Genomic DNA, 12,943 nt, shown 5'->3' on the forward strand with positions numbered 1-12,943 from the left:
GGGGCTATTAACATGGCCCCGTGGTTTTTTTATTGTGTTAACAGGTTAGGAATCGATGGAAAGTAATAACAAGCTAAAGCGTGGGCTGAGCACCCGGCACATTCGCTTTATGGCATTAGGTTCAGCAATTGGTACCGGGCTGTTCTACGGCTCGGCCGATGCCATCAAAATGGCGGGGCCAAGCGTGTTGCTGGCCTACATTATCGGCGGCGTAGCGGCGTATATTATTATGCGCGCGCTGGGCGAAATGTCAGTTCATAACCCGGCTGCCAGCTCTTTCTCGCGCTATGCGCAGGAAAACCTCGGACCGCTGGCAGGCTACATCACCGGCTGGACCTACTGTTTTGAAATCCTGATTGTCGCCATTGCCGATGTGACCGCCTTTGGTATTTACATGGGCGTCTGGTTCCCGGCGGTACCGCATTGGATATGGGTACTTAGCGTGGTGCTGATTATCTGCGCCATCAACCTGATGAGCGTGAAGGTGTTTGGCGAGCTGGAGTTCTGGTTCTCGTTCTTTAAAGTTGCCACCATTATCATCATGATTGTCGCCGGGTTCGGCATCATTATTTGGGGGATTGGCAACGGCGGGCAGCCAACCGGGATCCATAATCTGTGGAGTAACGGTGGTTTCTTCAGCAACGGCTGGCTCGGCATGGTGATGTCGCTACAAATGGTGATGTTCGCCTACGGCGGGATTGAGATTATCGGTATTACCGCAGGCGAAGCCAAAGACCCGGAAAAATCTATTCCGCGCGCCATCAATTCTGTACCGATGCGCATCCTCGTGTTTTACGTGGGGACACTGTTCGTCATTATGTCGATTTACCCGTGGAACCAGGTCGGTACCGACGGTAGTCCATTCGTTCTGACATTCCAGCATATGGGGATTACTTTTGCCGCCGGGATCCTCAACTTTGTCGTCCTGACCGCATCGCTGTCGGCGATCAACTCTGACGTCTTCGGTGTGGGTCGTATGCTGCATGGTATGGCGGAGCAGGGCAGCGCCCCGAAAATGTTTGCCAAAACGTCGCGTCGTGGCGTGCCGTGGGTCACGGTGATGGTGATGACCATTGCGCTGTTGTTTGCGGTGTATCTTAATTACATCATGCCGGAAAATGTCTTCCTGGTGATCGCCTCTCTGGCAACTTTCGCAACTGTTTGGGTGTGGATTATGATCCTGCTCTCACAAATTGCTTTCCGTCGTCGTCTGCCGCCGGAAGAGGTCAAAGCGCTAAAATTTAAAGTGCCGGGTGGGGTGGTCACGACCGTTATTGGCCTGATTTTCCTGGTCTTTATCATCGGGCTCATCGGCTACCATCCGGATACTCGCATTTCGCTGTACGTTGGCTTTGCATGGATTGTCCTGCTGCTGGCTGGGTGGGTTTTCAAACGCCGTCGCGAGCGTCAACTGGCTGAAGCGCAGTAATATTTTTGCCGGGTAGCCTGTCGTTACCCGGCAATTTTCTCCTCCCCCAAGCTCCTCCCCCAATAAACGTTAAGATGAGGAGTGATCCTGCACTTCGCTATGGCAAGGTGACGTCATTATCATCAAAGGGGATACGTGATGTTGAACGCCTGGCACCTTCCGGTTGCCCCATTTGTTAAGCAAAACAAAGATCAACTGACGATTACGTTATGGCTGGCGGGGGAAAATCCACCCCAGCGGGTGACGCTACGCGCAGAAAATGATAACGAAGAGATTTCGCTGAGCATGCACAAGCAGCGTAGCCAGCCGCAGTCGGGCGTGACCGCGTGGCGAGCGGCGATCGATCTCTCCAGCGGTCAGCCTCGAAGACGCTATAGTTTTAAATTACTTTGGCGCGACCGTCAGCTGTGGTTTACCCCACAAGGATTCAGCCGTTTTCCGCCTGCGCGTCTGGAACAATTTGCGGTTGATGTGCCGGATAATGGTCCTCAGTGGGTCGCTGACCAGATTTTTTACCAAATTTTCCCGGACCGTTTTGCCCGCAGCCAGTCGCGTGAAGCTGATCAGGATAACGTCTATTATCACCACGCTGCCGGACACGATATTGTGCGGCGCGAATGGGATGAACCGCTTACGGCTCAGGCCGGTGGCTCAACGTTTTATAGCGGTGATTTGGACGGTATCAGCGAAAAGCTGCCGTACCTGAAAACGTTAGGGATCACGGCGCTGTACCTGAATCCGGTGTTTACCGCGCCGAGCGTGCATAAATACGATACCGAAGATTACCGTCATGTTGATCCGCAATTTGGCGGCGACACGGCGCTGCTGCGCCTGCGTCACAACACGCAACAGCAGGGCATGCGCCTGATTCTGGACGGTGTTTTTAACCATAGCGGCGATTCGCACGCCTGGTTTGACCGACATAATCGGGGAACGGACGGGGCGTGCCATAACCCAGAATCTCCCTGGCGCGACTGGTATCATTTCTCAGCCGACGGCGTTGCGCTCGACTGGCTGGGATATGCCAGCTTGCCTAAGCTGGACTTTTCTTCGGAAAGCCTGGTAAATGAAATTTATCGCGGCGAAGACAGTATCGTCCGTCACTGGCTGAAAGCGCCGTGGAGTATGGACGGCTGGCGTCTTGATGTGGTGCACATGCTGGGAGAGGCAGGAGGCGCACGTAACAACCTACAACACGTGGCTGGCATTACGCAGGCGGCGAAAGAAACCCAGCCAGAGGCGTATATAGTGGGCGAGCATTTTGGCGACGCGCGCCAGTGGTTGCAGGCCGACGCGGAAGATGCCGCCATGAACTATCGCGGTTTTACCTTTCCGATCTGGGGATTTCTCGCCAATACCGATATCTCATACGATCCGCAATCTATTGACGCCCAGACCTGTATGGCGTGGATGGATAACTACCGCGCGGGGTTGTCGCATCAACAGCAATTGCGCATGTTCAACCAGCTCGACAGCCACGATACTGCTCGCTTTAAGTCTCTGCTCGGTAAAGACGTCGCACGTTTACCGCTGGCGGTGGTGTGGCTGTTTACCTGGCCGGGCGTACCCTGTGTTTACTACGGCGACGAAGTGGGACTGGACGGAAATAACGATCCGTTTTGTCGCAAACCGTTCCCGTGGCAGCCTGCAAAACAGGACGCTGACCTGCTGGCGTTGTATCAGCGTCTGGCCAAATTACGTCACCAGAGCCAGGCGCTCCGCCACGGTGGATGTCAGGTGATTTACGCCGAGGATAACGTGGTGGTGTTTGTACGGGTGCTAAACCGCCAGCGCGTATTGGTGGCGATTAACCGTGGTCCCGCCTGCGAAGTGGTCCTGCCTGCCTCGCCATTATTGAGCGTCAGTCAATGGCAGCTCAAAGAAGGAACAGGCGTGCTTGTCGACGATATCCTGACGCTGCCGGCAATTTCCGCCTCGGTGTGGTCAGGTCATTGATACAAGCGCGCCACCTCCGGGCTTGCCAGCAGCGCTTCGCGCCACCAGCGCTGCGCCAGCCCATCGCGGTTATTACGCCATGCCATATAGGCCACGTCTTTTTGGCGAAATGAGATGACCGCTTTTTCCACCAGCTCGCCCGTGGCAAGCCACGGGTTGGCAATATGGCGGGGGAGAAATCCGCATCCCATGCCTGCTCGCAATAGCATCACCTTACTGTGGAAATCATCGACGCGGATCTGCGCCTGCTCCTCCATCAGGTTGGTTTGTAACGGATGACAAAAGCGGGCGCTGTCGCTGATAACAATCGCCCGATGCAGACACAGCTGTTCGTTCGTCAGACCGTCAGGTGCTGCAGCCAGCGGATGATCAGGCGCAACGACAAACACATTGTCCAGCGTGCCGAGCATTTTGTAAGACCAGGCCGCTGACGTTGGCGGTTCATTAATCGCCCCCAGAATGATATCTGCTCCATTATGGGTCAGCTCCTCCCATGATCCTGCCAGCGTGTGGTGGGTAAAGCTCAGGCGGGTTTGCATATTAAGCGCGTGAAATTCATCGATAATGGGCAATAGCGCGGCGAAAGGAAAAGAGTCGTCCAACGCAATCGCCAGCTCTTTTTCCCAGCCTGAACTTAGCTGTATCGCTTGCTTTTCGAGATCTTTGGCCGCGCTCAGCAGCAAACGTCCTTTTTCCAGCATCATCTGCCCGGTGTCGGTAAATTTTGCCCGATGCCCAGAGCGGTCAAGCAATTCGATATTCAAATCGCTTTCCAGCTTCTGAATCATATAGCTGAGTGCCGCAGGGGTTTTAAACAGCGATTCGGCCGCCGCAGCAAAGGACCCCTGTTTGTCGAGTGCGTCGAGGATTAGCAATACATCCAGATTGATGCGCATAAGCAAAAAATATCCTGAAAATTAAACCCCTCTGTTTTACCGAATGGAGAAAAACAATGCCAGTGAATAAATTAGATGAGACATGCGCATTTTTTTGACATTGTTTAAGATATATCGCAACACAGAACGAATAGTTTCACTAGACAGTAAGTTTTCTTTAATAACTCGTTAGAAATTTCCCGCTATACTCAACAAGCTTTCTGATTCAGGATCCTGCTGCTGACGGCAGAAACAGACCGTTGCCTTTTAACTTATTGATTAAGAAGGTGTGCTATGTCTATTCGGGAACTGATTGACCCACAAAACTCTACGCTAATTTTTATTGATCATCAGCCGCAAATGTCATTTGGTGTGGCGAATATCGATCGCCAGACATTGAAAAATAATACCGTCGCATTAGCGAAAGCCGGGAAAATATTCAATGTTCCAGTGATTTATACTTCTGTGGAAACAAAAAGTTTTAGCGGATATATCTGGCCAGAATTATTAGCGGTACATCCTGATGTGAAACCGATTGAACGCACCTCGATGAACTCTTGGGAAGATGCGGCGTTTGTGAAGGCCGTAGAAGCGACCGGGCGTAAAAAACTGATTATCTCCGCGCTGTGGACCGAAGTGTGTCTGACTTTCCCGGCGCTGATGGCGCTGGAGGCGGGCTATGAAGTGTATGTGGTAACAGATACTTCAGGCGGCACGTCGGTGGATGCCCATGAGCGTTCCATTGACCGCATGGTACAGGCGGGTGCCGTACCCGTGACCTGGCAACAGGTACTTCTTGAGTATCAGCGCGACTGGTCCCGTAAAGAAACCTACGACGCTGTCATGGCTCTGGTGCGCGAGCACAGCGGTGCCTACGGTATGGGCGTGGATTACGCCTATACCATGGTGCATGGCGCGCCGGAACGTAAAGCCTGAATACACTTCATCCTTCATGCTGCATCTTTGTTGGCTTCGCTTGCGTACCCCGGTCGCTTACTGATGTAAGCTCCCGGGGATCCACAACCTTGCCGCCTCGATGCACCATGAATGATTTTGTGTATTGCTTTCCTGGCCTAAGCGGTCTGTTTCCTCTCAACAAGGAATCCTTCATGGCGCAGAACAAACATGTGACGTTGGTGATTACCCACACCCTGCTGCCTGAGCAGGCACAGCGATATGAGCAATGGCTGGGGAAAATTATGCCAGTGGCGGCCGAGTTTCCCGGTCATCTCGGGGCGAATGTGATTCGCCCTGCGGATGGCGACAACCTGTGGAATATCATTATTCGTTTCGACACGCTTGAGCATCTTTATAACTGGACCCAGTCCGATACGCGCCGTGGGCTGGTAGAAGAGATTGCTCCGATGCTGGCGGAAGGTGATAAAACCGAAATTCGTACCGAAGCCGCGTTCTGGTTTACTCCGCCCGCGCCCCATGTACGTCAGCCGAGACGCTGGAAACAGTTTCTGATAACCCTGCTGGTGATTTTTCCCAGCACCAATCTGGTGCCGTGGTTGACCGGCATTGTGTTGCCTGCATTGAAGGGTTCGTTACTCCTGCATCTGATCAATGATGCCTGTGTGGTTGCGTTGGTGGTCTGGTTCTGGATGCCCATCGTAACCCGTCTGTTTGCCGGATGGCTGAAAAAAGTCTGACCGGTTTCTCAGGAGATTGTTATGTCGCAAACTGCCACACTGATTCTGACTCACGGAAAAATTCATACGCTCGAAAGACAAAACCCGCAGGTCGAGGCGGTGGCGATCGCCAACGGTAAGATTCTGGCGACCGGTAGCCATGATCGGATCATGAGCTTTGCCACCGAAGGGACGCAGATTGTCGATCTGCAGGGGCATACGGTGATCCCCGGTCTGAACGATTCACACCTGCACCTGATTCGCGGCGGTCTGAATTACAATCTGGAATTACGTTGGGAAGGCGTGCCGTCACTGGCGGACGCGCTACGTATGCTCAAAGAGCAGGCGGACAGAACGCCGTCGCCGCAATGGGTACGCGTGGTGGGCGGCTGGAGTGAATTTCAGTTTGCCGAACGGCGCATGCCAACCCTCGAAGAACTCAATGAAGCGGCCCCGGATACCCCGGTTTTTGTTCTGCATCTCTATGACAGAGCGCTGCTGAACCGCGCCGCGCTGAAAGCCGTCGGCTACACCAAAGCAACGCCGGAACCGATGGGCGGCGAGATTGTACGTGACAGCAACGGCAACCCGACCGGCATGCTGATTGCCAAACCCAACGCCATGATCCTCTATTCGACGCTGGCAAAAGGACCAAAACTGCCGCTGGAAATGCAGGTTAACTCGACCCGCCAGTTTATGCGAGAGCTGAACCGTTTGGGACTGACCAGCGCCATTGACGCGGGCGGTGGCTTCCAGAACTATCCGGAAGATTACGAGATAATTGAACAGTTACATGCCAACAAGCAGATGACGGTGCGTATTGCCTACAACCTGTTTACCCAGCGTCCTAAGCAGGAGCTGGAAGACTTTGAACGCTGGACCGACATGCTCAAGCCTGGGCAGGGGACTGACTTTTACCGTGCCAATGGGGCAGGGGAAATGCTGGTCTTCTCGGCTGCGGATTTTGAAGACTTCCTCCAGCCGCGCCCGGATCTGCCGGAGGGTATGGAAGATGAACTGGAGCGCGTGGTTCGTCACCTGGTGGAGCACCGCTGGCCGTTCCGCCTGCATGCCACCTACGATGAATCCATCAGCCGTATGCTGGACGTGTTTGAGAAGGTAAATCGCGATATCCCGTTCAATGGCCTGCACTGGTTTTTCGATCACGCCGAAACGATTACTGAACGGAATATCGAGCGCGTTAAAGCGCTGGGTGGCGGGATTGCGGTTCAGCACCGAATGGCATTCCAGGGGGAATACTTTGTCGATCGTTATGGCAAAGATGCGGTCAAACATACACCGCCAGTGGCAAAAATGCTGGCGGCTGAAGTTCCGGTCGGGCTGGGAACTGACGCCACCCGCGTGGCCAGCTACAACCCGTGGACCGCGCTCTATTGGCTGGTTTCGGGTCGTACTGTTGGCGGAATGGCGATGTACGATGATAACAACCGCCTGCCGCGCGACGTGGCGCTGGAACTGTGGACGGCTGGCAGCGCCTGGTTCTCCAGCGAGCAGGGTAAGAAAGGGCGCATCGAGAAAGATCAATTGGCCGACCTGGTGGTGCTGTCCAAAGACTACTTCAGCGTGCCGGAAGAAGAGATCAAAGGTATTGAGTCAGTGATGACCATTGTCGATGGCAACGTGGTGTATGCGGCCGGGCACTTCACCCCACTTGCACCGCCGGCCATCCCGGTTGTGCCGGACTGGTCGCCGGTAGTGAAGGTGCCGGGGCACTATCGCGCAGCGCCGCCTGGTGCGGCAAAAATTGGCGCCATAGTGCAGATGCACCAGTGCTGCGGTAGCTGCGGCGTACACGGTCATCAGCATGATATTGCGCGTCAATCAGGCATTCCGGTGTCGGATGACCGGGCTTTCTGGGGCGCGCTTGGCTGTTCCTGTTTCGCGTTTTAATCTCTCATTGCAGTCCCTGCCCAGGGGCTGTGCAGTGTGGTGCAAGCGTCTGTGACTCAGACTAATGCCGTCGTGCCAACGGCTGTAGAAGTGCTAACCGGTTAAACGTGTTATACAGAAGTAAGAAGCGGGGGATAAATTAAATAATCCGTAATAATTAATAATCAGCGGTGAATCATATAAATTATCATCGAGCCTACCGAAACAATACCATAATAAAAAGCCCAGTTCCCATAGCCTAAACAAAGCGAAGTGATGGTGCAACTTATTGTGGCAAGTGTCAGTATGAAGAAAATGGCTTGCATCACTTTGTGATATCTAAACATAAATATTTTCTCCTGTACGTCATTCTTGAAAAGAAATACTCGCCTCCCGATTTGAGGAGGGCGAGTATTTTTTAAATCACATCAGAAGTTATAATTAAATACGGCCATTGCCCCCTGACCTGTCTGGTGTTCAGATGCGTCGAGGTTGTAGTTGATACCGAAACTTACATTTCCTTTCTGCGCCTTCACACCGAGTTGTCCTGAGAACGAAGTATCATCAACAATCGTTGAAGACAGTGTATCGGATGCGTTAATACCGTAGGTACGAATATGCGTTTTCGCGTTGGTGTCGCCAGTAACCGGAATGACCGACAGATCGGCTTGCGGGCTAACTGCCCAGCCAGAATCAAGCGAGTATGTGGTGCTTAAACGCACGCCAACCGGGAATTGCCAGAGGTTCTGCTTCTGCTCAGCGGTATCAAACAGCTTCTCTCCGGACTGGGTAGTAGTATCAAAACGTTCAGTTTTGAGTTGTACATAGCGTACACCGGCGTGTGGAACGATATCGATAGAGGACAGGTTGTACAGGTATTCACCCGTAATTCCCGCAGTCAGCATTTCGGAATCAATATCCGCTTTTAACTTACTGCCCATATCCACCCAAGCCGGAAGATTCTGCTCAACGTCATTACTGTTCCTGGACAATCCTAAATCAACGGTCACGCTGAAATTATTATTTGTCCAGTTTTCATAAAACGTTGCACCCCAAAAATCAACATCATTTTTGGTATATTGCAGATCTCCTTTGGACGATGATTTACCGGTTCCGGAATGGAATGCTAAACCGCTGCGCAAATTACCCAGAGAGGTTTGATGAGTGATATCTGCGCCAATCATTAAACCAAAGTAATTAACATTATTGCCGGTTTCCAGTGCGCCAGTTTTAAAACCACTGTTACTGTCGTGGCCATACAGTGTGCTGGCCCAGAAATTCAGACCTTCAGCTCCTGCGTCAGGTTGGAGTTTGCTGTTAAGCACTGAGTTACGATCGTTGATCGCTTTGGTGGCAGACAACCCTGTGGACAGGGTAGTGTTCTGCACACCTCCGGCCACAGCCAACTGCGCTGCACTGTTAATGGTTTTCACGATATCCTGCGTAGAGACGTAAGGATTATCTATCGCACGTGACAGGAAACGAACGCCGGCAGACTGACTTTGCGTGTCATTGATTCCCTGGCTCATCATAGTATCCAGCGTTTGCGTCAGTGCGACGCCAGGTAACGCGTCAGCAGAGGATTTAGCCTCCGTGGTGACCTGCAATTGTCCGCTGTCTACATCCCAGTGACGTGTTGCAGATAGCAGTCGGTTGGTCAGTAAATTTTCACCATTCCATCCCTTTTCCGATACACCTGTTTGAGTGGAATCATCGATAGGACCTGGTGAACCACCGTTAAAACCGTCGACAATATAATAGGTCTGACTGGCTTTGGCGTCGGCAATGTAAAGGCTGGCGCTGTCGCTAACGTTGAGCGTTCCATTTTCAGCTGTGAGCGCATACTGCCCGCCGGCAATGGTTTTGCCATTCACCATTAACAGTGAATTATCGGCAAAAGTAGCCGTATTGGCATTTGCGCTGGGGGCTGAGGTCTGTGAACCATCCACAACCAGACTACCATGGTCTTTATCCAGCAATTGCGGGGCATTAATGGCTAATGCGGCGGTAATCCCGTCAGCAGACCATTGCAGACCCGTTTTGGCAAACTGTGTTTCAGCCCACTCGGTCGTTGCCTCACCCAGGACCAGTAAGGCGTTTTGCCCGGCAGTGAGCTTGCCGTCAATTTTGTCATCGATAAATTGCAGCGCAGCTTTGGAAGCCTGACTGATGGTGCTATTGGTTTGCCATTGCGGATCAAGGAACAGAGATGCCCCGTTCAGGCTTACGTTCTGTGCGAGCAGATGTCCCGCAGCGCCCTGATCTGCGGTAGTGCCCACATTGATAGTCGTACCTGAGTCGGCGTTGAGTGCAGCGGTTTGCAATACACCATTGACCTGCATATTGGCGTCTTTCATATCAATTTTAGACGCTTGTAACGCCGCGCTGTCTGCAATGGTAATGGCGCTGTTTTTGTTTGCTAAAATTTCTCCGGAAACGCTGTATTTGCCACCAGCGACCTGTAAATTCCCATTGTCCAGGTTTACGGTGGCATTCAACGAACCTGTGGCTCCGGACAGAGAAGCATGACCCAACTGCAATGTACCCTCTTTGACATTAACACTGACACTGGCGTCTTCCCCTGCGGAAACAAGGCTGGTGTTGTCTTTACCAGCTACATCACCGGTTAAGGTCAGCGTTTTGTTGCCTTTCACAGTGACACTGGCGGTGTTGCTTTCACTGGCAGCCAACACAAGGTTTTTTACGCCAACACTGTTTGAGCTGCCGTCTTGATCTTCACTGTTTTTTTCACCACCAATAACGATGTCGCTTTTTGTTGATTCGACAGTAACACCGGCAAGCACGGTGTTTTCACCCACAGCACCAACCGTGTCAAAATCTACACTACCAGCAGGACCAGTACCATCAGCAGACACCACGTTGCCCAGCATAATAAGTTTGGCATTGTCCACCAGACCATTAACAGATTTTACATAATCGAGGTTAAATAGCGCATCAGAGAGCGCTAATGTGCCATCGTTGAAAGATACCTGCTGGCCTGTGGTGTTCAGGCCGGTGGCAGAAGTATTAAGACCGTTACTACCCAGACCATCAGTAAATATTTGCGCTGAGCTGGTTTGCAAAGTTCCATTATCGATGGTTAACGAAGCGTCGCTGCTCAAAGAGATATAATCTGCCTGTAGCGTGGAATTACCTGCTACGGTGAGTGCGCCATTGCCCGTTATATTAACATCAGCAATGATGTGATTCCCCGTCAGATTGAGTGCTGACCCTACGTTTGTGTCATTCAGACCATTGAGGATGGTACTTTTACCCAGCACGTTTAACACCGTAAAATCGACAAATTTACTGCCGTCTAATTCAGTGACTTCTTGGCCTAACTCAAGAGTGGAATTGGTTTTGTTGCCGGTGATTTTATTAACATTGCTGGTTGCAACATTATCGCCCAGAGACACCTGGGCTTGATTGCTCTTGCTGACGTTGATGTCGCCGAGTACTTTCGAGTTGTCATTAATACTGACAATACTTGTGCCCTTACCGGTGACAATATTACCGGTGAGTGTTGTTTGCTTTGTCAGTTCAATATTGACATCTTCAGAATATCCGGCTTGTACAGAACCGAAAATGTTACTTTCAGAAGCAGTAATGTTAACGGAGTCAGATCCGCCGGTAAAAATACCTGCTTTCCAGGTTTCTGAGCCTAACTGACTGTTATCAATATCGACAATTACATCGCCTGTGTCACCGAGATCGACATAAATACCATATCCGCCATCACCATTTTGATTTGCCACCCAGTTTTTGTTCTTTGCCACCCCATTTTTAAGGGCATTATCATAGTTGGTATCCATCTGAGCGCCGTTAAGCTGAGCGTCCTTTAAGTTGATGGCTATATTAGTGTCGGTGCCAGACCCTCCTGATTCGATAAAATCAACGGTGGCCTTGGTCAGATTGAGGGTAGACTGATTACCAGCAAGATCGGTTTTGCTAAAATTAATGTAGTATCCGCTCAGGTCAAGATCAGTAACATTTACTGTTCGACTTAGAAGGTCGTGATGTGGAGGGTTAAAATAGATATTACCTTTATTACTGGCGGAATCGAGAGAGGCTTCCTCCTGGGTGTTACTAAAGTTCCAGGCATAAATTCCTTTAACGGCAGTATCACCGGCGCCAGAGTTAGGCTCCAACAAACTCCAGTTAAGCCCACTCACCATACCAGAGCCTTCATCAGAAGCTGTAGCAGTACCTGATATTGCGAGTAGTATAGAGACGACTAATATCTTTTTTGAGAAAGAAACGCTTTTTTGCGACATAAATAAATCCTTATATTTGCTAACACATGGCACTTCTATAAAATAGGGGTGAAACAATAGAAACCGCATCGTGATTGATAGCGATTTTTTATTTTGGAATTTAAATGAGCTCTATATACGCGACATACTATTATTTATGCGCGGCTTTCTTGTCGGGTTTTTTCCAGTTTGTTGGTCCTGCATTTACCGTCAGTGAGTGAATGAAATCTCTGCTGCAATGGCGTATACCTAAAGCTTGCATCATCATCCAGCGATAGTGGTACATCACTTTTTCACTTCTTTTCAATTGTTTTGCAGTTTCCCGAAGTGAAATGCCTCTGGCTAACCAATCCAGCGTAATTGTTCGTGTGCGTGATGAAGGTATCACTTCTGATAACCTTCTTCTGATCCACCTTTCAAGTGAACCTAATACCACCTGCGGAGGAACGCTTGCACAAAAAACTCTGAGCCGAGGATATGCAGCTGAGAATATTGGTGACGTAAGATGCTCAGCAATGCCTATATTGGGATATCCAGATATTAAAGCATCATATTCCTTTAGCAATATCCCACCAAAATACTCAGCAACCATACGATCTGAGTAGAGAAAATAATGCTGAGTACAAATCATTTGTGCTTGAGGAAAACTTTTACGGAGAGCCAGGATTAATGCCACATATCTTCCTGGTGGGACATCCAGGATGATTATATGTGGTGGCGGTCCGGTATATTCGCACAACTCACTGATGGTGAGTTGTGGCAATGAAATATAGTTATCAGGAGTTTTTTTACCGCTGATTAAATTTTGTAATGCAGCCGCATGCGTCCAGTCTGCGGAATAAATAAAAAACCGCGTGCATTTATCTTTACTGCTCATGCATATCTCTCCCTAATCTGCAAGAAAAA

General features: G+C 50.7%; 8 protein-coding genes. 5 read left to right on the forward strand and 3 right to left on the reverse strand.

Annotated features, from left to right (window positions below; translation table 11 throughout):
• Positions 1–55 precede the first annotated feature (55 nt).
• The gene (gene proY, locus On2M_RS09425; protein ID WP_151218601.1) at positions 56–1,429 is read left to right on the forward strand and encodes a proline-specific permease ProY; all 1,374 of its coding nucleotides are present in this window, start codon (positions 56–58) and stop codon (positions 1,427–1,429) included.
• Between the two features lie 138 nt (positions 1,430–1,567).
• Positions 1,568–3,385, forward strand: coding sequence for a maltodextrin glucosidase (malZ, locus tag On2M_RS09430; RefSeq protein ID WP_210904708.1), 1,818 nt, complete (start codon positions 1,568–1,570; stop codon positions 3,383–3,385).
• On the opposite strand, the gene On2M_RS09435 is transcribed toward malZ, so the two are convergent.
• On the reverse strand, positions 3,379–4,281 hold the full coding sequence (locus On2M_RS09435; protein WP_210904709.1) for a LysR family transcriptional regulator: 903 nt from the start codon (positions 4,279–4,281) through the stop codon (positions 3,379–3,381). The genes malZ and On2M_RS09435 overlap by 7 nt on opposite strands.
• 273 nt (positions 4,282–4,554) lie before the next feature.
• Here On2M_RS09435 and On2M_RS09440 point away from each other — a divergent pair, with 273 nt between their 5' ends.
• The 3 genes from On2M_RS09440 (at position 4,555) to On2M_RS09450 (ending at position 7,805) form a co-directional block, all read left to right on the forward strand.
• A complete protein-coding gene (locus tag On2M_RS09440; protein ID WP_187252927.1) occupies positions 4,555–5,196 on the forward strand; it encodes a hydrolase in 642 nt (213 codons plus the stop codon).
• Between the two features lie 173 nt (positions 5,197–5,369).
• Complete coding sequence (locus On2M_RS09445) at positions 5,370–5,915, forward strand: antibiotic biosynthesis monooxygenase (RefSeq protein WP_151218604.1); 546 nt, start codon at positions 5,370–5,372, stop codon at positions 5,913–5,915.
• Positions 5,916–5,936: 21 nt separating this feature from the next.
• Complete coding sequence (locus tag On2M_RS09450; protein ID WP_210904710.1) at positions 5,937–7,805, forward strand: amidohydrolase; 1,869 nt, start codon at positions 5,937–5,939, stop codon at positions 7,803–7,805.
• A gap of 407 nt (positions 7,806–8,212) precedes the next feature.
• Here On2M_RS09450 and On2M_RS09455 read toward each other — a convergent pair whose 3' ends face one another.
• Both On2M_RS09455 and On2M_RS09460 read right to left on the reverse strand, forming a co-directional pair.
• Complete coding sequence (locus tag On2M_RS09455) at positions 8,213–12,058, reverse strand: autotransporter outer membrane beta-barrel domain-containing protein (protein ID WP_210904711.1); 3,846 nt, start codon at positions 12,056–12,058, stop codon at positions 8,213–8,215.
• Between the two features lie 130 nt (positions 12,059–12,188).
• Positions 12,189–12,914 (reverse strand): response regulator transcription factor, encoded by a 726-nt coding sequence (locus On2M_RS09460; RefSeq protein ID WP_210904712.1) that lies wholly within the window; start codon positions 12,912–12,914, stop codon positions 12,189–12,191.
• Positions 12,915–12,943 lie beyond the last annotated feature (29 nt).

Source organism: Citrobacter sp. On2M (assembly GCF_018035235.1).
In the GTDB taxonomy this organism is placed as follows: Bacteria; Pseudomonadota; Gammaproteobacteria; order Enterobacterales; family Enterobacteriaceae; genus Citrobacter; species Citrobacter meridianamericanus.

Coding starts and splice junctions, on each gene's coding strand:
- proY (WP_151218601.1), top strand. CDS start 56: ATGGAAAGTAATAACAAGCTAAAGCGTGGGCTGAGCACCCGGCACATT.
- malZ (WP_210904708.1), top strand. CDS start 1,568: ATGTTGAACGCCTGGCACCTTCCGGTTGCCCCATTTGTTAAGCAAAAC.
- On2M_RS09435 (WP_210904709.1), bottom strand. CDS start 4,281: ATGCGCATCAATCTGGATGTATTGCTAATCCTCGACGCACTCGACAAA.
- On2M_RS09440 (WP_187252927.1), top strand. CDS start 4,555: ATGTCTATTCGGGAACTGATTGACCCACAAAACTCTACGCTAATTTTT.
- On2M_RS09445 (WP_151218604.1), top strand. CDS start 5,370: ATGGCGCAGAACAAACATGTGACGTTGGTGATTACCCACACCCTGCTG.
- On2M_RS09450 (WP_210904710.1), top strand. CDS start 5,937: ATGTCGCAAACTGCCACACTGATTCTGACTCACGGAAAAATTCATACG.
- On2M_RS09455 (WP_210904711.1), bottom strand. CDS start 12,058: ATGTCGCAAAAAAGCGTTTCTTTCTCAAAAAAGATATTAGTCGTCTCT.
- On2M_RS09460 (WP_210904712.1), bottom strand. CDS start 12,914: ATGAGCAGTAAAGATAAATGCACGCGGTTTTTTATTTATTCCGCAGAC.